15 protein-coding genes are annotated in these 19,658 nt (G+C 66.5%); 10 read left to right on the top strand and 5 right to left on the bottom strand.

All coding sequences use genetic code 11. The annotated features are described in order from the left end of the window. Positions 1–41: 41 nt before the first annotated feature. The 4 genes from RSD66_RS03405 to RSD66_RS03390 all read left to right on the top strand — a co-directional run bounded on the left by RSD66_RS03405 (position 42) and on the right by RSD66_RS03390 (position 1,966). Positions 42–485 carry a VOC family protein gene (locus RSD66_RS03405; RefSeq protein WP_415288989.1) on the top strand — a complete coding sequence of 148 codons (444 nt, stop codon included), beginning with the start codon at positions 42–44 and terminating at the stop codon, positions 483–485. 3 nt (positions 486–488) lie between these two features. After that, positions 489–965: an SRPBCC family protein gene (locus RSD66_RS03400; RefSeq protein ID WP_415288988.1), complete on the top strand. Its 477-nt coding sequence runs from the start codon at positions 489–491 to the stop codon at positions 963–965. After that, positions 962–1,456: a VOC family protein gene (locus RSD66_RS03395; protein ID WP_346524405.1), complete on the top strand. Its 495-nt coding sequence runs from the start codon at positions 962–964 to the stop codon at positions 1,454–1,456. The genes RSD66_RS03400 and RSD66_RS03395 overlap by 4 nt, the downstream gene beginning before the upstream one ends. Before the next feature lie 156 nt (positions 1,457–1,612). Then, positions 1,613–1,966, top strand: a complete 354-nt coding sequence (locus tag RSD66_RS03390; protein WP_346524404.1) for a DUF1428 domain-containing protein — start codon at positions 1,613–1,615, stop codon at positions 1,964–1,966. 213 nt (positions 1,967–2,179) lie between these two features. Here RSD66_RS03390 and rpoD read toward each other — a convergent pair whose 3' ends face one another. Together rpoD and dnaG are read right to left on the bottom strand one after the other, a co-directional pair. After that, the gene (rpoD, locus tag RSD66_RS03385; protein ID WP_024353668.1) at positions 2,180–4,102 is read right to left on the bottom strand and encodes an RNA polymerase sigma factor RpoD; all 1,923 of its coding nucleotides are present in this window, start codon (positions 4,100–4,102) and stop codon (positions 2,180–2,182) included. A gap of 75 nt (positions 4,103–4,177) precedes the next feature. Beyond that, positions 4,178–6,055: a DNA primase gene (gene dnaG, locus RSD66_RS03380; protein ID WP_415288987.1), complete on the bottom strand. Its 1,878-nt coding sequence runs from the start codon at positions 6,053–6,055 to the stop codon at positions 4,178–4,180. Positions 6,056–6,227: 172 nt separating this feature from the next. On the opposite strand from dnaG, the gene RSD66_RS03375 reads away from it, so the two are divergent. Beyond that, positions 6,228–7,439, top strand: coding sequence for a patatin-like phospholipase family protein (locus RSD66_RS03375; protein WP_415288986.1), 1,212 nt, complete (start codon positions 6,228–6,230; stop codon positions 7,437–7,439). Positions 7,440–7,623: 184 nt separating this feature from the next. Next, positions 7,624–7,887, top strand: coding sequence for a hypothetical protein (locus RSD66_RS03370; RefSeq protein WP_415288985.1), 264 nt, complete (start codon positions 7,624–7,626; stop codon positions 7,885–7,887). A gap of 6 nt (positions 7,888–7,893) precedes the next feature. Here RSD66_RS03370 and RSD66_RS03365 read toward each other — a convergent pair whose 3' ends face one another. From RSD66_RS03365 to RSD66_RS03355, 3 genes are all read right to left on the bottom strand, one after another. Beyond that, positions 7,894–8,862, bottom strand: a complete 969-nt coding sequence (locus RSD66_RS03365) for a hypothetical protein (protein ID WP_415288984.1) — start codon at positions 8,860–8,862, stop codon at positions 7,894–7,896. Then, positions 8,863–10,023 carry a glutamine-hydrolyzing carbamoyl-phosphate synthase small subunit gene (gene carA / locus RSD66_RS03360; protein ID WP_415288983.1) on the bottom strand — a complete coding sequence of 387 codons (1,161 nt, stop codon included), beginning with the start codon at positions 10,021–10,023 and terminating at the stop codon, positions 8,863–8,865. 87 nt (positions 10,024–10,110) lie between these two features. Beyond that, positions 10,111–11,418 (bottom strand): amino acid permease, encoded by a 1,308-nt coding sequence (locus RSD66_RS03355; protein WP_415288982.1) that lies wholly within the window; start codon positions 11,416–11,418, stop codon positions 10,111–10,113. A 121-nt stretch (positions 11,419–11,539) separates the two neighbouring features. Here RSD66_RS03355 and RSD66_RS03350 point away from each other — a divergent pair, with 121 nt between their 5' ends. The 4 genes from RSD66_RS03350 to carB all read left to right on the top strand — a co-directional run bounded on the left by RSD66_RS03350 (position 11,540) and on the right by carB (position 19,626). Beyond that, positions 11,540–12,238 carry an HAD family hydrolase gene (locus RSD66_RS03350; protein WP_415288981.1) on the top strand — a complete coding sequence of 233 codons (699 nt, stop codon included), beginning with the start codon at positions 11,540–11,542 and terminating at the stop codon, positions 12,236–12,238. Positions 12,239–12,461: 223 nt separating this feature from the next. Then, positions 12,462–15,821, top strand: a complete 3,360-nt coding sequence (locus RSD66_RS03345) for a TonB-dependent receptor domain-containing protein (protein ID WP_158584918.1) — start codon at positions 12,462–12,464, stop codon at positions 15,819–15,821. 174 nt (positions 15,822–15,995) lie between these two features. Further along, positions 15,996–16,316 carry a ribonuclease E inhibitor RraB gene (locus RSD66_RS03340; protein WP_003166071.1) on the top strand — a complete coding sequence of 107 codons (321 nt, stop codon included), beginning with the start codon at positions 15,996–15,998 and terminating at the stop codon, positions 16,314–16,316. Positions 16,317–16,326: 10 nt separating this feature from the next. Beyond that, positions 16,327–19,626 (top strand): carbamoyl-phosphate synthase large subunit, encoded by a 3,300-nt coding sequence (gene carB, locus RSD66_RS03335; RefSeq protein WP_415288980.1) that lies wholly within the window; start codon positions 16,327–16,329, stop codon positions 19,624–19,626. The last annotated feature ends 32 nt before the right edge of the window (positions 19,627–19,658 follow it).

Raw genomic sequence — 19,658 nt, 5'->3', positions numbered from 1 at the left:
CCGTCCGGGGAGGGAGGGCCGCGCAGAGGGAGGAACCGCCGATGCCCAAGCTGATCTTCATCAACCTGCCGGTCGCCGACCTGCCGCGCTCCGTCGCTTTTTACGAGGCGGTAGGGGCGAGCAGGAACCCGAAGTTCTCGGACGAGACGGCGGCCTGCATGGTCTTTTCCGACACCATCCACGCCATGCTGCTGACGCATGAGAAGTGGGCGACCTTCACCGATCGCTCCATCCCCGACGCGCACAAGACGGCGCAGGTGCTGCTCTGCCTGTCCGAGGACAGCCGCGAGGCCGTCGACGCCGTGGTCGAGCGCGCAGCCAAGGCCGGCGGCCAGGCCGACCCCAGCGCCAAACAGGACTACGGCTTCATGTACGGCCGCAGCTACGCCGACCCCGACGGCCACATCTGGGAGATCATGTGGATGGACCCGGAAGCCGCCGCGCAAGGTCCGGAAGGCTTCGCCGCTCAGGTCGGCGGGGGCTGAGCCGTGAGCGGCCTCTACGAACTCGCCGTCAGCCGCTTCATCAAGGCCCCGCCGGAGAGGGTGTGGCGCGCCTGGACCCGACACGGGACCGAATGGTTCACGCCTCGCCCGTGGCGCACGGTGTCGGTCGACCATGACTTGCGCCCCGGCGGCCGCGCCGATGTCGTCATGGAGTCGCCCGAGGGCGAGCGGCATGAGTATCGCGGCGTGGTGCTGGAGGTGGAGACGGGCCGCCGCCTGGTGACGACCAGCGCCTTCACCGAGGGCTGGATTCCGCAGCCCGGCGACATGAACTTCGTCCGCATCGACACCTTCGAGCTAGAGGGCGACGGCACGCGCTACACCGCCCGCGCCCGCCACTGGAGCGAACAAGCCATGCTGACCCACCGCGACATGGGTTTCGAGACCGGGTGGGGCGCCGCCGCCGACCAACTGGCTCAGGTCGCCGAAAACCTCACCCCGCAGGAGAGCGCGTCATGAACGACAAGATCATTCCCTGTATCTGGTACGATCTCGGCCAGGCGAAGAAGGCGGCCGAGTTCTACGTCTCGCTCGGCCTGCCTGACAGCCGCATCGACCGCGTCGTCGCCAGCCCGGCTGACAATCCCTCCAATCCTGAAGGCGCCGAACTGGTGGTCGAGTTCACCCTGGCCGGCAGGCGCTACATGGGGCTGAACGGCGGCCCGATCTTCCCCCAGACCGAGGCCGTGTCTTTCATGATCATGACCGATGATCAGGCCGAGACCGACCGCCTGTGGGACGCCATCGTCGGCAACGGCGGGGCCGAAAGCGCCTGCGGCTGGTGCAAGGACCGCTGGGGCGTGAACTGGCAAATCACGCCGCGTCGCCTGATGGCCTTCTACGACGATCCCAACCCCGCCCGCGCCAAGGCCGCCTTCGAGGCGATGATGACGATGCACAAGATCGACATCGCCGCCTTGGACGCCGCCGCCGACGCGGCTTTTTCCTAGGGTCAGAAGGCTCCGCCTTCTCGACCCGACGCGGCCTGAATTGTCGCTTTCCACCAAGCTTTAGCCTGCGCCTGCCCCGACGATCCGCCCCCGCCCCTCAAGCAGCGAGCCGCCGTGCGGCGAGCGATAGGGGCCAACCTGAGAAGGAGAACCACGATGAGCTACATCACCGGCTTCCTGACCCCCGTGAAGGTCGAGAACAAGGACCGCTACATCGAGTCCGCCCGCGTCGCCTGGCCGCTGTTCAAGGGCTACGGCGCTCTGGCCCATGTCGAGAACTGGGGCGTAGACGTGCCCGACGGCAAGGTCACCAGCTTCCCCATGTCGGTGAAGCTGGAGGACGGCGAGGTCGTCGTCTTCTCCTGGCTGATCTGGCCCGACAAGAAGACCGCCGACGACGCCTGGGCCAAGATGCAGGACGACCCCGCCATGGCGAATATGGACATGCCCTTCGACGGCAAGCGCATGATGTGGGGCGGCTTCGAGACCATCTTCGACGAGAAGCAGTAAAGCGGCGCTCTCCTCCCCACATCGTGGGGAGGGGGACCACGACCCGAAGGGCGGCGCGGAGCTGCCAAGTGGTGGAGGGACTTGCGACAGCGGAAGCCATCGGCCCCTCCGTCTCGACGGCTACGCCGCCGATCCACCTCCCCATTTCATGGGGAGGAGAAACAAAAAAGGGCGGCTCCGACGGAGCCGCCCTTTTGATCTTCATCGTCTCGTTTAGGAGTCCAGGAAGCTCCGCAGCTTCCGCGACCGGCTGGGGTGCTTCAGCTTGCGCAGGGCCTTGGCCTCGATCTGACGGATGCGCTCGCGCGTGACCGAGAACTGCTGGCCGACTTCTTCCAGGGTGTGGTCGGTGTTCATGCCGATACCGAAGCGCATCCGCAGGACGCGCTCTTCGCGCGGGGTCAGCGAGGCCAGGACGCGGGTCGTCGTTTCACGCAGGTTCGACTGGATCGCGGCGTCGATCGGCAGGATGGCGTTCTTGTCCTCGATGAAGTCGCCCAGGTGGCTGTCTTCCTCGTCGCCGATGGGCGTCTCAAGGCTGATCGGCTCCTTGGCGATCTTCAGCACCTTGCGGACCTTTTCCAGCGGCATGGCCAGACGTTCGGCCAGCTCTTCCGGGGTCGCCTCGCGGCCGATCTCATGCAGCATCTGACGCTGGGTGCGGACGATCTTATTGATCGTCTCGATCATGTGCACCGGGATGCGGATGGTGCGGGCCTGGTCGGCGATCGAGCGGGTGATCGCCTGACGGATCCACCAGGTGGCGTAGGTCGAGAACTTGTAGCCGCGGCGGTACTCGAATTTGTCGACCGCCTTCATCAGGCCGATGTTGCCCTCCTGGATCAGATCCAGGAACTGCAGGCCGCGGTTGGTGTATTTCTTGGCGATGGAAATCACGAGGCGCAGGTTGGCCTCGACCATTTCCTTCTTGGCCTGACGGGCCTCGCGCTCGCCCTTCTGAACCATCTGGACGATGCGGCGATAGTCGTCGATCGGCACCCCGGCCTCGGACGCCACAGCGGCGATCCGGCTGCGGATGTCGCCGATCTGGCTGGTCTCGTTTTCGCTGAACTTGGTCCAGCGGACGCCCATCTCCTTGATGCGCTCGGCCCAGTTGGGGTCGGTCTCCGAGCCGAAATAGGCCTTGAGGAATTCCGGACGCGAGATGCCGTAGCCGTCAGCCAGACGCAGCAGGCGGCCTTCCAGACCGATCAGACGCTTGTTGATGGCGTAGAGCTGCTCGACCAGCGCCTCGATGCGGGCGTTGTTCAGCTTCATCGTCTTCAGACGGTCCGAGATCGCCGTCGACAGGGACTCATAGGTCTTCTGGTCCTTGGCGGTCAGGACATCGCCTTTCAGGCGCGCCTCGACCAGCTTGTCCTGCAGCTTGCGGAACTCGCCGAAGTCCGAGGCGATGGCGTCCAGCACCTCCATGACGCCGTCGCGCAGTTCGGCTTCCAGCGCCGAGATCGACATGGCGCCGCCGTCGTCGAAGTCCTCGTCGTCGTCCTCTTCGCCGTCGCCGTCCGGCTCGCCGGTCGGTTGGGCCGGGGCGGGCTGGTTATGCGGCAGGGACGAGGGGTTGAGGATGCCGTAGGTGGCGTCCAGGTCGATGACCTCGCGCAGCAGGATGCGGTTGTTGGCCAGTTCCTCGCGCCACACCATGATGGCTTCGAACGTCAGGGCGCTTTCGCACAGCCCCGAGATCATCGCGTCGCGGCCGGCCTCGATGCGTTTCGCGATGGCGATTTCGCCCTCGCGGCTCAGCAGCTCGACCGTGCCCATTTCACGCAGATACATCCGCACCGGGTCGTCGGTGCGGTCATAGGCGGACTTGGCGGGCGCTTCGGCGACCGAGGTCTCGGCGGCGGCGGCGACGTCGGTGCCGGTCGCCTCGGCGGCGTCCTCTTCGGCTTCGACGACGTTGACGCCCATCTCCGACAGCATGGCCAGGATGTCTTCGATCTGGTCCGGCGTGACCTCTTCGGACGGCAGGACCTTGTTCAGCTCCTCCATCGTCACATAGCCGCGCGTCTTGGCCTGGCGGATGAACTTCTTCACCCCGGCGTCGGTGAGATCGAGCAGGGGCCCGTCGGTGTTGGTTTCGGCGTCCTGCGTCTCGGTCTGCGCGCTCATTCAGTCTGTCTCCACGGCCAACGGGGGGTGATCAGGCCCCTGCGGCGAAAATACAACGCCCGACGACTTCGTTCACTACGAAGAAGCCGAGTCTTCCCAAATCGTTCCGGTCTTGATGGCCCGTCGCAACGCATCGCGCTCGGCCTTCACCAGAGCGAAAGCCGAGGTGTCGAAAGCCTTGTGGGCCTCCGACTTTGCCGAAGCGAGCGCCTCGTCCAACGCCGCTGCGCGGGTCAGAGCGTCGAACGCCTGCGACCACCGGGTCCTCGCCTCGCCGAGGGGCTTGTCTGTAGCCAGGAATGGCGCGCCGGACTTCGCCGCCGCCTTCTCGACCTCGCGCAACATGGCGTCATGACCCGATTGGGCCAGATGGCGGCGCAGGGCGGCGGAGTCAAGGGTTCGGCCCGAGAAACGCAGACGCACCATCTCCTGCGCCAGCCCGTCCAACGCCGGATCGCCGAAGCCATAGCGGGCCACCGCCTCCATGTGGTCGTCCAGCCGCTCCGGGTCGTCCAGCGCCCCGTGGGCCAGAGCCGCCGCGATCGGCTCGACCGAGCGGAACAGGGCCTGCATGGCCTGGGCGCCCTCGGCCGTCTGCCCCTGCAGCGGCGGCGGACCGCGCCAGCGCCCGCCCGGCCCCGGCCGACCGCCCAACTGTTGCGGCCTCTGCGGCTGGCGCGGGAACAGGGCGTCGAACCGGTCGAACAGGTCGCGCCTGTATTGTTCGGCCAGATCCTTGTCCTGCACGGCGTTGGCCGCCTGACGCAGTCGCCCCTTCAGCCCCGCCTTGCGCTCGGGCGTGTCCAGCGGCTCGGCCTCGACCTCGCGACGGAACAGCACCTCGGCGAAGGACCGAGTCTCGGCCATGGCCTGACGCAGGGCCGGCGCCCCGCGATCACGCAGGATGTCGTCCGGGTCCTGCCCGCCTTCCAGCAGGGCGAAACGGAAGGACTTGCCCGACTTCAGCAGCGGCAGCGCCCGCTCGATCGAACGATAGGCGGCGCGCAGCCCCGCCGCGTCGCCGTCAAAGCTCAGCACCGGCTCGGACGACACGCGCCACAGCACCGCCATCTGCTCTTCGGTCAGGGCCGTGCCCATCGGCGACACAGCCGGCAGCCCCGCCCTGTGACAGGCGATGACGTCCATATAGCCCTCGACGACGATGATCCCCTGCTCGCCCCGGCTCTCGGCCCCCATGATCCGCCGCGCCTCCGGCAAACCGTAGAGCGTCGCCCCCTTGTGAAACAGCGACGTCTCCGGCCCGTTCAGATATTTGGCCCGGTCGTCGGGGTTCATCGCCCGCCCGCCGAAGCTGACGATGCGGCCGCGCGCGTCCAGAATGGGGAAGATCAGGCGGTCGCGGAAACGGTCGTAGGGCTGCCCCCCGCCCTCCGGAGCAATGAGAAGCCCCGCCTCGACCAGATCGCCCGGCCGCGCCCCGCGCTGGACCAGCGCCTGCTTCAGCCCTTCACGGTCGTTGGGCGCATAGCCCAAGCCGAAGCGCTCCCACTGATCCTCGGGCAGGCCGCGCTTTTCCAGATATTCGCGCGCCGCCTTGCCGACGTTGCGGCGCAGATTGGCGGCGAACCATTTCTGGGCCAGCTCCATCCAGTCGGCCAGCCCCTGGCGCTTCTGCTCGCGCTCGGCGGCCTGGGGGTCTTCGGCAGGCAATTGCATCCCCGCCTCGCCCGCCAAGCGGCTGACCGCCTCGACGAAGCTGAGCCGCTCCGTCTCCTGCAGGAAGGTGATGACGTCGCCATGCTTGCCCGAGCTGAAGTCATGGAAGAAGCCCTTGTCGTCATTGACGAAGAAGCTCGGCGACTTCTCCTTCGAGAAGGGGCTCAGGCCGACGAACTCGCGTCCCTGACGCTTGAGCTTCACCGTCCGCCCGATGATGTCGGACGGCCGAAGGCGGGCCTTCAGCTCCTCGATGAACCGTTCGTCAAATCGCACCCCGGACCTATGCCGTCCGATGGCGGGCAAAGGCCAGCCCCCGCCGCTGCGTCGCCCGGACGGCCCCCGAGCAAAACCCCGCCTGGGGATAAGTGCGGGGACAACCGCTTGCTTCCTTCCGGCGAGCGTCTGGGCTTTAACTCATGCAAGCCTCGCCGGAGCCTTTGCGACCATGCGCCGTCTTCGTCTTCTGATCCTGCTGCTGCTGCTGCCCTCAGCCCTGCTGACGCTCGGCGCCTGCCAGACGATTCCGCGCCCGGCCTTCGACGCCGCAGACCTGACCGCCGCCAGCCCGCCGTGGCGCTATGACTTCCTGACTCCAGAGGCGCGCGACCGCTTCGTGCGCGAGACGGTCAACGCCCAGAACGCCACGGCCGACGGCACGTTCGACATTCTGGCCCTGTCCGGCGGCGGGGCCAACGGCGCCTATGGCGCGGGCGTCATGGTCGGATGGAGCCAGGCGGGAACCCGCCCCCAGTTCGAGGTGGTGACCGGCGTCTCCACCGGCGCCCTGATCGCCCCCTTCGTCTTTGCGGGACAGCGGTTCGACCCGGCGCTGGAGCACGCCTACACCAGCGGCCAAACCGACGATCTGCTGAAGTCGCGCGGCCTGCTGGCCCTGATGCTGCCCGGCGTGTTCAAGCCCGAGCCGCTGACCAATCTGGTGCTGAACAACATCTCGCCCGAGCTGTTGACCGCCATCGCCGAGGAGCACCGCAAGGGTCGTCGGCTCTACGTCTCGACCACCAGTCTGGACACCCAGACCCAGGTCGTCTGGGACATGGGCGCCATCGCCCAGCAAAACGACGAGGCCTCGCGTCTGCTGTTCGTCAATGTGCTGATCGCCTCGGCCAGCATCCCCGGCGCCTTCCCGCCCGTCCTGCTGAACGTCGAGCATGACGGCCGCCGCATTCAGGAACTGCATGTCGACGGCGGCACGGTGTCCAGCTTCCTGGTCGTGCCCCAGGCCCTGCTGCTGGAGGCGCCGAACGCGCGTCCTCTGGGCGACGCCCGCATCTGGATCGTGGTCAACGGCAAATGGGATCCGCGTTTCGACGTCTCGCGCATTTCGGCCATCAGCATCGCCGCCCGCAGCTTCGACACCATGATGAAGGCCCTGCAGCGCTCGGACCTGACCGCCATCACCCAGTTCGCCCGCCGCTATGATCTGACGCTGTCGGTCGCCGCCATCCCCGACCACGCCGAGGCCAACACCCTGGACTTCACACAGGCCCACATGACCGCCCTGTTCCAGGCAGGCGAGGCTGAGGCTCTGGCCGGCCGCGCCTTCGACCGGCGCGTCGACCCGTCCGAGCCGCGCCCCAGCCGCCGCAGACATCGCGAACAGACGCCGCCCACGGTCGTCATCGCTCCGACAGGTTAGGATTTCATTAACCATATTGACCGCATTGGGGCCACAACCATCTGATTACGAACAATATTTTTCGTATAACGGCGGAACTATCCACAGTCCCTGTGGATTCTTCCTGCGTCTCTGAGAAACAGAGACCTTCGCCGACGGCCCCGCCGCAGACTGCGACAACCGCCGTTCACAGATGGGTTTTCTCATGTTCATCGCCATCGCCCGCCCGGCGGTGGAGCCCCAAGGCCCCGACGCCGTCGCCGTCCCCGGCTCTCCCGCTGTTCCCCTGCTCAAGCCGCGCGCGCTGCACGCCCGCCTGCTGGCCAACGCCGCCCTGCGCCGTCAGCGCGGCCGGCTCCGGCGTCAGGAAAACCGCAGCGAGGACGCGGATTACTGGCTGCACGCGGCCTGCGTCGCCGTCAGCAAGGCGGCCGCCCTACGTCGCGCCGAACCGGCCTTCCTGCCTTAAGGCGCCTCAGCGCAGTTCCGGCAGGCGTCGGGCGAAGGAGTCTCTGAGCTTGCGCCCGCGTTCGGACAGACTCTTGCTCCGGCGCCGCTCGCGCGCCTCGAAACCCTGCCCCCAGCGTTCGTGAATGGCCGCCATCAGCACCGGGTGGCGATCATACTGGTGCACGATCGGGCTGACCCCGCCGTCGGGGTTCACGATCCGACCGGTCCCGTCCAGCGACAGGCCCCCTCCGGGCGTCAGACCCACGGTGGCGATCCGGCCGTAGTTGGGCTGCGTCTCTCCCTCGACCAGACCCAGATGCAGGGCGATGTTGCACGCCGCCTGATCCGCCCCGAAGGCGCCGCCGATCTCGGACCGGGGAATGGCCGCCAGCATCAGCAGGGTGCGGCAGAAGCGGATCATGCACGCGCGCGGCCCCATGACGGTGCCGACGCAGACGCAGGGCTTTTCAGCCAGGGCGCGCGCCACGTCCTCGCCGCCGACGCCGCGCAGATATTTCATGTTGAAGGCATGGCCCTTCAGCCCGCCGTCATACTCGACGAAGAACTCGAGCTTCTGAGGCGACGGATCGAACGGCGGGGCCTGAAAGACAACGTCGCGCACGTCCGTCAGCAGCACATGGCGCGCCCAGGTGCGCTCGCTCATCAGGGCATCAAAGGCGGCGAAGCGCTGCATCACCGGATGCGGACGCCACACGCCGCTACAAGCCGCAGGCGGCGGCGCAGACTCCACGCCATACTGCGCCAGAAAATCCAGAAGCGCCGGCTCCTGATCCGTCACCAGCACCACCGGCCCGGCGTAGACCGCGCGCAGGGAGCGCACAAAGACCGCCACATCGGCCGCTTCATAGCCGGTGGCGTAGCCCAGGATCAGATCGTGTTCGGCCGCCGCAAAGGTTGGAGAGGCCCCCCTCTCGCCCGCGATCGCGGCGGCGACCCAGCCCAGATAGGCCGACTTCGCCGCCGGTGAAGCCATTTACGCCCTCATGGAATCCACGAAACGCTTGAACAGATAGAGGCTGTCGGTCGGACCCGACGAGGCCTCCGGGTGATGCTGCACGCTGAACACCGGACGGTCCTTCAGCGCGATGCCGCAGTTGGTACCATCGAAAAGCGACACATGTGTTTCAACCACCGCCTCGGGCAGGCTGGCGCCGTCGACCGAGAACTCGTGGTTCATCGACACGATCTCGACCTTGCCCGTGGTCAGGTCCTTGACGGGATGGTTGGCGCCGTGGTGGCCCTGTTCCATCTTCAGCGTCTTGGCGCCCAGGGCGATGGCCAGCATCTGGTGGCCCAGGCAGATGCCCATCAGCGGCTTGCCGCTGTCCAGCAGCTTTTTGATCTCGGGCACGGCATATTCGCCGGTCGCGGCCGGATCGCCCGGACCGTTCGACAGAACCACGCCGTCAGGGTTGCGGGCCAGAATCTCTTCCGCCGTGGTCGAGGCGGGGACCACGGTGATCTTCACTCCGGTCGAGGCCAGGGCGCGCAGGATGTTACGCTTGACGCCATAGTCGACGACCACCACCGACTGGTCGCCGGCCTCGGGCTTGGCGTAGCCGGTCGGCCAGTCCCAGGCGCCCTCGGTCCATTCAAAGGCCTGGGTGGTCGAGGCGTCCCTGGCCAGGTCCAGGCCGACCAGCCCCTTCCAGTCGCGCGCCTGCGCCGTCAGGGACTCCAGGTCGAACTTGCCTTCGGGGTCATGGGCGATGACGGCGTGCGGGGCGCCCTTTTCGCGGATCAGCTGGGTCAGGGCGCGGGTGTCCACGCCCGCCAGGCCGATGACGCCGCGCGATTTCATCCAGTCGTCCAGCCCGCCCGTGGCGCGCCAGTTGGCCGGGTCGGTCGGCACGTCGCGCAGGATGACGCCGCGGGCGGCCCGCTCGGGCGCCTCGCCGATCTGCTCGACGTCTTCCAGGTTCACGCCGACGTTGCCGATGTGCGGGAAGGTGAAGGCCAGGATCTGGCTCATGTAAGAGGGGTCGGTCAGGATTTCCTGATAGCCCGTCATGGCGGTGTTGAAGACCACCTCGCCAACGGCCGAGCCGGTCGCCCCGACGCCGATCCCCGACAGGACCGTTCCATCTGCGAGCACGAGGACGCCGGTGGCGCCGGACAGGATTTGAGTCGTCATGGCGCAGGGCTCCTAGCAGTGAATACGGGCGGACAAACGGCGGGGTCGCTAAAGAGATGAAGGGGTCCTGTCAACACGGCCTCCGGTCTATGCGCCCTGAACACGGGGCTGTCCCCGCCGCACCCACAGCCAGGCCAGGCTGGTCACAGCGAAGAAGCCGACGCTGGGCCAGATATAGCCCCCCGCCGCCGCGGCGACCGCAAAGGCCGAGAACACCGCCCCGCCGACGGCCAGCAGACGCCAGCCCGGCTTGGTCGTCAGTTTCCACAGCGTCACCGAGCACAGGGCGTACAGGCACAGCGTCAGCACCGAGGTCACGCCGATCAGCACGCCGAACTGCTGGCCCAGCGTCGGCTGGGCGCTGGCGATCACCATGGCGCTCATGATGACGCCGTTGATCAGGGGATTGGACAGGGGCGTCCTGCCCTTCTGCGCCCCGCCGAACCAGCGCGGCAGCCAGCCCGCCTCGGCCGAGGCGCGCGCCGTCTCGCCGCCCATCATGGTCCAGCCCGCGATCGTGCCGGTCGCCTTGATGACGGCGCAGGCCGCCACCAGACCGGCCACCGAGGCCCCCATGACCCGCGCCACCAGATCGGCATAGGGACTGGTGGAGTGGGCCAGGACATCGGCCGGAATGACGCCGAACACCGCCACGCTGGCCGCCACATAGACGACGAAGGCCAGCAGCACCCCGCCCAGCGAGGCGCGGCCCACGTCGGTCGCCGGATTCTTCACCTGACTGGACAGGGCCGCCGCGCTCTCGACGCCCAGAAAGGCCCAGAAGATCACGGCCAGCGACGCCGGAACCGTCTTCATCAGCGGCTCGCCGGCCGGGCTCCACGAGGCGGTGAAGGTGTCGCCGCTGAAGGCGATGACGCCGGCGATGATGGCCAGGCCGATCGGGATCAGCCCCAGCACCAGAGTGATCGCTCCGAACCGCGCCGCCGTCTTCGACCCCGCCGCATAGGCCGCCGTGGTCAGCCAGATCAGCGCCAGATTGCTGAGCGCGCCCCACATCGGCTCCTTCAGCGCCGGGAAGAAGAAAGCCAGATAGCCGGTCCCCGCCACCGCCACGGCGACGTTGCCTGTCAGGCAGGCGGCCCAATAGGCCAGTCCCGTCTGATAGCCCAGAAACCGCCCCAGCCCCCGCCGGGCGAAGTCCGACAGGCCGTCGGCCTCCGGCTGCATCCGCCCCAGCCCGCCGAACACCAGGGCCAGGGTCACGGCTCCGACGCCGCAGACGATCCAGCCGATGACGCTGCTGCTGCCGGTCGGCGCCAGGGTGGCGGGCAGCAGATAGACGCCCGATCCGATCATGTTCCCGGCCACCACCAGGGCGGCCAGGCCCCAGCCGATGCGGCGCGAGGGTTCAGGCAGGATGTCGACTTGGCTCATGCCCGCCGCATAGACCGAAATGTCGCAGCCGTCGCCATGAAGATTCTTCCCCGCGCCGTCGCCGGGATGAGCGGTCGGCGCTGGCGTGCTAAAGCCCCGCCAAAAGTTCTGGAGTTCGCCCATGCCCGTCACCACGGTCGGCCTCGATGCCGACGACACCCTCTGGCACAATGAGACCATCTTTCGCCTGAGCCAGAAGCGGTTCGCCGAACTGCTGGCCGATCATGCCGAAGAGCCGGTGATGATGGACCGCCTCGCGCAGGTCGAACGGCGCAACCTTCGTCTCTACGGCTACGGGGTGAAGGGCTTCACCCTGTCGATGCTGGAGACGGCGATGGAGCTGTGCGAGGGCTCGGCCCCGCCCCACATCGTGCGCGAAATCCTCGCCGCCGGGCGCGAAATGCTGGTCCACCCGGTCGAAACCCTGCCCGGCGTCGCCGACACGGTCGCCGATCTGTCGACGCGCTATCGCCTCATTCTGATCACGAAGGGCGACCTGATGGACCAGGAACGCAAGCTCGCCGCCTCACGGCTGGGCGACTACTTCTCGGGCGTCGAGATTGTGTCTGAAAAGGACCGGGGAACTTACCAAACTGTATTTTCCCGTCACGGCGTCGCCCCCACCGACGCGGCAATGGTCGGCAATTCGATGCGATCAGACGTCCTGCCCGCCATCGAGGCCGGTGCCTGGGGAATCCATATCCCGTACCCGATCACATGGACGCACGAACTGGCGGAAGCTCCGGAAGGCCACCCCCGTTTCGTCAGCCTGAGCCGTTTCGACGAAGTGCCGGCCTGGCTTCAGACAGTCGCCCCATAACAAGGTTACTTGGCCTAAATTCAAACATAGTTCGCCCCATTTGGTGCAATAACGTGCCGTTATTTCGTCATTATTGGACAGATTTCGTCCCAAATTTGCAACACGGCAACATTACCGTCGCACTTCGCCCCACATGCGACCGATGCAACTTGACCTCATCTGGTTGAGGCAATCCTGTGGCGGATCATGGTTCCTACCGTGTCGCAATGTGAGGCTTAACTGTATGCGTATTAATCGCTCCCGTCTGCTGGGCAGCACTGTTCTGATCAGCACCATCGCCGCCGCCGGCGTTGCTTCGGCCCAGGTGGCGGAACTGCCCGCGTCGGACGCCCAGGCCACGGAAGTCGGCGAAATCGTCGTCACCGGTTCGCGTATCCGCCGTAGCGCCGCCAACGCGCCGACCCCGATCATCCAGGTCACGCAGGAAGAGATCCTGTCGACCGGCCAGACCAGCCTGATCGACTACCTGGCCACCATCCCGGCCCTGTCGAACTCCACCGTTCCGTCCGACACCACGGGCTCCAGCCTGAACACGGGCGGCCTGTCGCTGGCCAACCTGCGCTCGCTGGGCGCCAACCGCACCCTGACCCTGGTCGACGGCCGTCGCCACGTCGGTTCTTCGGGCGGCGAACTGTCGGTGGACGTCGACGCCATCCCGCGTCTGCTGATCCAGAACGTCGAGATCATCACCGGCGGCGCTTCGTCGGTCTACGGCGCCGACGCCGTCTCGGGCGTGCTGAACTTCATCCTCAAGAAGGACTTCGAAGGCCTCGAGATCGACGCCAACTACGGCCAGATCAACGACAACGGCGAAGCCACCCGCCGCATCTCGGGCCTGATCGGCAAGAACTTCTTCGACGACCGTCTGAACGTCTATGCTCACGCCGAGTATGAGAAGATCGACAACGTCGACTCGATGGACATCGACTGGATTCGTCGCGGCCCGGCCCGCTTGGCCGTCGACGCCGACCCCACGAACAACCCCTATGACGGCATCCTCGACGCCGAGGTCTTCTACGGCCTGAACCGCCTGGACATCCTGCCCTGGGGCCAGACCACCCTGGCCAACCTGCAGCGCCCCAGCGACCTGACCAACCCGAACGTTCCGTACCAGAACTGCTTCAACGCAAACGGCTTCACCTACGCCGCCAACTGCTACGGCATCATGCCGGGCAAGACCTTCGTCTATGACGGCAACGCGGCCCGCGAAGCCAACTTCGGTGAACGCGTCGGCAACGTCGGCATCAACCGCCCCTACAACATCGGCGGCGACGGCATGCCGATCGGCGAAGTCGCCGGCTACAGCCGCATTCCGGCCTCGGAATCGCAGCGTTATCAGGTCGGGACCAACTTCAAGATCACCGACTCGATCAACTTCCACGCCTCGGCCAAATACATCACCGAGGAAACCTTCATGCGTGGTCAGCCGACGTTCTTCGACGTCGACCTGGACAATGACTCCTATGGCGCCGGTGAGACGAACTCGATCTGGGCCACCTCTGCCTTCGACCTGCGCTGGGATGACAACGCCTTCTTGCCGCAGTCGATGAAGAGCGCGATCGCCAACAACAGGATCGACATCTACGCTCCCCCGACGGCCGAGAACGCCGGCGAACTGATCGGCTCGCAAAGCCTGCCGATCGCGCGTCACAGCTTCTTTGGCCCCGAGCGTTCGCAGAAGAACACCCGCGACCTGCAACGCTACGTCGTAGGCTTCGACGGCGACCACGGCCCGATCGGCTTCGCCAAGTCCCTGTCCTGGGACCTGGGCTATACCTACGGCAAGGTCGAGATCGAGAACATCGAGCGCGGCGTAGACGTGCAGCGCATGGCCCTGGCCGCCGACGCCGTGGTCGACACGACCGGCCTGCTGGGCTCCGCCGGCGCCGTCGTCTGCCGTTCGGCCCTGCTGAATGCGCGCGGCGTGCCGATGCGTGAGGTCAATGAGCAGGGCCAAGTCATTCAGGCCGGTCTGTACGACCCGGTCCGTGGCGGCGACCTGCGTGAGACGGAGTATGGCCGCAACGCCATCGCCCAGTGCACTCCGCTGAACATCTTCGGCGCCGGCAACCAGTCGGCTGAAGCTCTGGACTACGTCGACGCTTTCGTCCGCGTCGAGGAAATGAACGAGCAGCACCAGTTCATCGGCTCGGTCTCGACCGAACTGTGGGACTTCTGGGGCGCGGGGAACCTCGGCCTGGCCGTCGGCGGCGAATGGCGCAAGGAAACCACCTCGGCCGTCGGTCGCAGCACCACGGCGGGCGACCGCCTGCTGTTCCTGAACACCGGCGACGACTTCCCGGAAGTCAGCTATGAGTCCAAGGAACTGTTCGCGGAAGTCGCTGTGCCGCTGTTCCGCGACTCCTTCCTGGGCGAGTACGCCGAGCTGAGCGGCTCGTACCGCTGGGCCGACTATTCGACCGTCGGCAACGTCGACGTTTACGGCGTGAACCTGGTTTACCGTCCGATCCGCGATCTGACATTCAAGACCAGCTTCAACACCTCGGTCCGCGTGCCGAACCTGGGTGAGAACTACTCGCCGTACGGCCAGACGTTCGCCAACAACTTCAGCGACCCCTGCGCCACGGCCAACATCGCGGCTCTCGACGACCAGCAGATCAAGGCCAACCGCGTCAAGAACTGTACGGCCCTGGCCGCACAGCAGGGCCTGTCGTTCGACTTCGCCGGCGAAACCGCCACCAACACCGACGACTTCCGTCCGAACTACACCTCGGGCATCGCCGGCGTTTCGGGCGGCAACCCCGACCTGAAGCCGGAAGAGTCGGAATCCTTCACCTTCTCGACCGTCTATCAGCCGCGCTTCGCGCCGGGCCTGACCCTGTCGCTGGATTACTATGAAATCCGCATCGACAAGGTCATCGCCGCCGTGTCGGCCGCCGGCATCGCCGCCAACTGCGTCAGCGGCGCCGAGCTGAACATGGACGCCTGTAACTCGATCTTCCGCAACAACCCGAACATCGAGTTCGGCGTCGGCGCCCCCTCGGGCGACCCGATCGGCGGCTTTATCGAGCGGTCGTTCAACTACGCGGCTCTGGAAACGCGCGGCCTGGACTTCGGCGCCAACTATTCGTGGGACACCGCGGATTGGGGCAAGAACTGGGGCTCCTTCGACTGGCGCCTGCAGGGTTCGTGGCTGATCGAGCAGAAGCAGTTCCTGAACGAAGCGGATCCGTCGGACTACAACGAACTGGCGGCCAGCATCGGCCTGAGCGGCACCAACGCCTACCCGCGCGTCCGCATGGCCTCGTCGCTGTCCTGGCGTCCGAACGACATCTGGAACGTGAACTGGACCGCCGACTGGCAGTCCGCCACCAACATCGTTCGCGCCCGCGATTTCGTGAACAACGCGGACTCGCGTCTGGCCGACCAGATGGACACCGGCAACTTCACGCGTCACGACATCACCGTGCGTTACAACGTGCGTGACGACCTGACGCTGCGCGCCGGCGTGGTGAACCTGTTCGACGCTGAACAGCGCGACATCCTGGGCACCACCATCTACTCCAACTTCGACCCCTACGGCCGCCGCTTCTTCGTCGGCCTGAACTTCCGTCCCTTCTAAAGGACGGACGAGGTTTGAAACTCTCGGGGCGGTCCTTACGGGCCGCCCCTTTTTCTTGTGCGCTCATGGGGGATAGGCTCTTGCCCCCCGGCTGCTCCCTCTCTAAACGGGCCGCTTAACCGACAACCCGAACGGATCGGCCGCGAGCGCGCTCGCGCCCGTCCGTCTGCGCGCGTGGAGACCGCCGCCCTGACCAGTCATGAAGAAAAGGACGCCATGGTGCGCGCCGCGCTCGCAGAGCAGGGCGACAGCGGGATCACCCCGCGCCATACGCTGTTCTACTTCTACGGCGAGGAAGAGGCGCACGGCGACCTGTGCGAGGTGGCCCGCCGTGCGGGCTTCCTGACGCGGGGCCAGGGCGACATGACCGTCCTGGAGACCACCATGCCGGTCGACGAGGCGTCGTTTTCGCCTGTGTCGGCCATGATGCAAACCTGGGCCGCGGCCTTCCAGCTCGACTACGACGGCTGGGAGTGCGCGGTCGTGACGAACTGAGTAGACGCCGATGCCCAAGCGCACAGACATCAAGTCCATCCTGATCATCGGCGCCGGTCCGATCGTCATCGGCCAGGCGTGCGAGTTCGACTATTCCGGCGTTCAGGCCTGTAAGGCGCTGAAGGCCGAGGGCTACCGGGTCATCCTGGTCAACTCGAACCCCGCCACCATCATGACCGACCCGGAGGTGGCCGACGCCACCTATATCGAGCCGATCACGCCCGAGATGGTCGAGAAAATCATCGCCAAGGAAAAGCCGGACGCCCTGCTGCCCACCATGGGCGGCCAGACGGCGCTGAACACGGCGCTGGCCCTGAACGCATCGGGCGTCCTGGCCCGTCACGGCGTCGAGATGATCGGCGCCAAGGCCGAGGTCATCGACAAGGCCGAGGACCGTCAGAAATTCCGCGACGCGATGGACAAGCTGGGTCTGGAATCGCCCCGCTCGCGCGCCATCCACCATATTGAAGAAGCCGACGAGGCCCTGGCCTTCGTGGGCCTGCCCGCCATCATCCGCCCGTCCTTCACGCTCGCGGGCACCGGCGGCGGCATCGCCTACAACGTCGAGGAATTCCACGAAATCGTGGAGCGCGGCCTCGACCTGTCGCCGACCACCGAAGTGCTGATCGAAGAGTCGGTGCTGGGCTGGAAGGAATATGAGATGGAGGTCGTCCGCGATCATGCGGACAACTGCATCATCATCTGCTCGATCGAGAACATCGATCCGATGGGCGTCCACACCGGCGACAGCATCACCGTCGCCCCGGCCATGACGCTGACGGACAAGGAATATCAAATGATGCGCGCGGCCTCGATCGCCGTGCTGCGCGAGATCGGGGTCGAGACGGGCGGCTCGAACGTCCAGTTCGCGGTCAACCCCAAGGACGGCCGTCTGGTGGTCATCGAGATGAACCCGCGCGTGTCGCGTTCCTCGGCGCTGGCGTCCAAGGCCACAGGCTTCCCCATCGCCAAGATCGCCGCCAAGCTGGCCGTCGGCTATACGCTGGACGAGCTGAAGAACGACATCACCATGGTCACCCCGGCCAGCTTCGAGCCGGCCATCGACTATGTCGTCACCAAGATCCCGCGCTTCGCCTTCGAGAAATATCCGGGCTCGGAGCCGTCGCTGACCACGGCGATGAAGTCGGTCGGCGAGGTCATGGCCATCGGCCGCACCTTCCAGGAATCGATGCAGAAAGCTCTGCGCGGGCTGGAGACCGGCCTGAACGGCTTCGACGACATCGAGATCGACGGCGTGACCGGGGCCGAAGACGACCCCGCGATCAAGGCCGCCGTCATCCGCGCCCTGGGCCTGCCCACGCCGGACCGCATCCGCGTCATCGCCCAGGCTTTCCGCCACGGCCTGACGGTCGAGGAAGTTCAGGCCGCCTGTTCGTATGAGCCGTGGTTCCTGCGCCAGATCGCCGACCTGATCCGCACCGAAGGCCACGTCCGCGTTCAGGGCCTGCCCACGGACGCGACCGACTTCCGCAAGCTCAAGGCCAAGGGCTTCTCAGACGCCCGTCTGGGCGCCCTGACCGGCAAGACCGAGGGCGAGGTCCGCAAGGCCCGCCGCGCGCTGGACGTGCGCCCGGTGTTCAAGCGCATCGACACCTGCGCCGCCGAGTTCGCCAGCGCCACCGCCTATATGTATTCGACCTATGAGACGGGCGCGCTCGGCCAGATCCCGGCCTGCGAGGCCGAGGTGTCGGATCGCAAGAAGGCCGTCATCCTGGGCGGCGGTCCGAACCGTATCGGTCAGGGCATCGAGTTCGACTACTGCTGCTGCCACGCGGCCTTCGCTTTCGACGACATCGGTGTCGAGTCGATCATGGTCAACTGCAACCCCGAGACGGTCTCGACCGACTACGACACCTCCGACCGACTGTATTTCGAGCCCCTGACGGCCGAGGACGTGCTGGAGCTGATCGACGTCGAACGCTCCAAGGGCGAGCTGATCGGCGTGGTCGTCCAGTTCGGCGGCCAGACCCCGCTGAAGTTGGCCCATGCGCTTCAAGAAGACGGCGTGCCGATCCTGGGCACCAGCGTCGACAGCATCGACCTGGCCGAGGACCGCGAACGCTTCCAGCAGATGCTTCAGGCCATCGGCCTGCAACAGCCGCCCAACGCCCTGGCCCGCTCGGCCGAGGAAGCCGCGATCAAGGCCGAGGAGGTCGGCTATCCGGTCGTCCTGCGTCCGTCCTATGTGCTGGGCGGCCGCGGCATGATGATCGTCCACGACCGCGAGGGTCTGGACCGTTACGTCGGCGAAGCCATGCGCGTCTCGGGCGACGATCCCGTGCTGATCGACCACTATCTGAACCGCGCCACTGAGGTGGACGTCGACGCCCTGTGCGACGACGAGACCGTCTTCGTCGCCGGCGTGATGGAGCACATCGAGGAAGCCGGCGTCCACTCGGGCGACAGCGCCTGCTCCATGCCGCCCTTCTCCCTGCGCCCCGAGACCGTGGCCGAGCTGAAGCGCCAGACCACCGCCATGGCCAAGGCCCTGAAGGTGCGCGGCCTGATGAACGTGCAGTTCGCCATCGAAGAGCCGCACAGCGACAACCCGCGCATCTTCGTGCTGGAAGTGAACCCGCGCGCCAGCCGCACGGCGCCCTTCGTCGCCAAGACCATCGGCCAGCCGGTCGCCGCCATCGCCGCCAAGGTCATGGCCGGGGTTCCGCTGTCGTCCTTTGGTCTGCTCGACAAGGAACTGGACCACATCGCGGTCAAGGAAGCCGTCTTCCCCTTCGCTCGCTTCGCCGGGGTCGACACCATCCTGGGCCCGGAAATGCGCTCGACCGGCGAGGTCATGGGTCTGGACTGGAAGCGCGAGGGCGAGGCCGATCTGGCCCCCGCCTTCGCCCGCGCCTTCGCCAAGTCCCAGACCGGCGGCGGCACCATCCTGCCGACCGAAGGCACGGCCTTCGTCTCGGTGCGCGACGCCGACAAGCCCTTCATCGTCGAGGCGGTGAAGACCCTGCTGGCGCAAGGCTTCGCCGTCATCGCCACCGGCGGCACCCACGCCTATCTGACCGAACAGGGCCTTGAGGTCGGTCTGGTCAAGAAGGTGCTGGAAGGCCGTCCGAACATCGTCGACGCCATGAAGAACGGCGAGGTCCAGCTGGTCTTCAACACCACGGACGGCAAGCAGGCCCTGGCCGACAGCTTCTCGATCCGCCGCACGGCGCTGATGATGAAGATCCCCTACTACACCACGGCATCCGGCTCGCTGGCCGCCGCGCAAGGCATCGCCGCCGTCCGCCACGGCGAAATGGATGTCCGCCCGATCCAGAGCTACAACTGAGCCTCGGTTCAGTCCTGAAACAGCCCCCGACG

This window comes from Brevundimonas sp. S1H14 (genome assembly GCF_047716865.1).
Classification (GTDB): Bacteria; Pseudomonadota; Alphaproteobacteria; order Caulobacterales; family Caulobacteraceae; genus Brevundimonas; species Brevundimonas naejangsanensis.
Note: the sequence above shows the minus strand (reverse complement) of the source record. Positions and strands in the feature narration are given on the sequence as shown.

Excerpts from the sequence above, each read along its gene's own strand:
- rpoD (WP_024353668.1), bottom strand. The coding sequence starts at position 4,102 with ATGAGCGCGCAGACCGAGACGCAGGACGCCGAAACCAACACCGACGGG.
- RSD66_RS03395 (WP_346524405.1), top strand. The coding sequence starts at position 962 with ATGAACGACAAGATCATTCCCTGTATCTGGTACGATCTCGGCCAGGCG.
- RSD66_RS03345 (WP_158584918.1), top strand. The coding sequence starts at position 12,462 with ATGCGTATTAATCGCTCCCGTCTGCTGGGCAGCACTGTTCTGATCAGC.
- RSD66_RS03405 (WP_415288989.1), top strand. The coding sequence starts at position 42 with ATGCCCAAGCTGATCTTCATCAACCTGCCGGTCGCCGACCTGCCGCGC.
- RSD66_RS03350 (WP_415288981.1), top strand. The coding sequence starts at position 11,540 with ATGCCCGTCACCACGGTCGGCCTCGATGCCGACGACACCCTCTGGCAC.
- carB (WP_415288980.1), top strand. The coding sequence starts at position 16,327 with ATGCCCAAGCGCACAGACATCAAGTCCATCCTGATCATCGGCGCCGGT.
- RSD66_RS03375 (WP_415288986.1), top strand. The coding sequence starts at position 6,228 with ATGCGCCGTCTTCGTCTTCTGATCCTGCTGCTGCTGCTGCCCTCAGCC.
- RSD66_RS03355 (WP_415288982.1), bottom strand. The coding sequence starts at position 11,418 with ATGAGCCAAGTCGACATCCTGCCTGAACCCTCGCGCCGCATCGGCTGG.
- RSD66_RS03390 (WP_346524404.1), top strand. The coding sequence starts at position 1,613 with ATGAGCTACATCACCGGCTTCCTGACCCCCGTGAAGGTCGAGAACAAG.
- RSD66_RS03365 (WP_415288984.1), bottom strand. The coding sequence starts at position 8,862 with ATGGCTTCACCGGCGGCGAAGTCGGCCTATCTGGGCTGGGTCGCCGCC.
- RSD66_RS03370 (WP_415288985.1), top strand. The coding sequence starts at position 7,624 with ATGTTCATCGCCATCGCCCGCCCGGCGGTGGAGCCCCAAGGCCCCGAC.
- carA (WP_415288983.1), bottom strand. The coding sequence starts at position 10,023 with ATGACGACTCAAATCCTGTCCGGCGCCACCGGCGTCCTCGTGCTCGCA.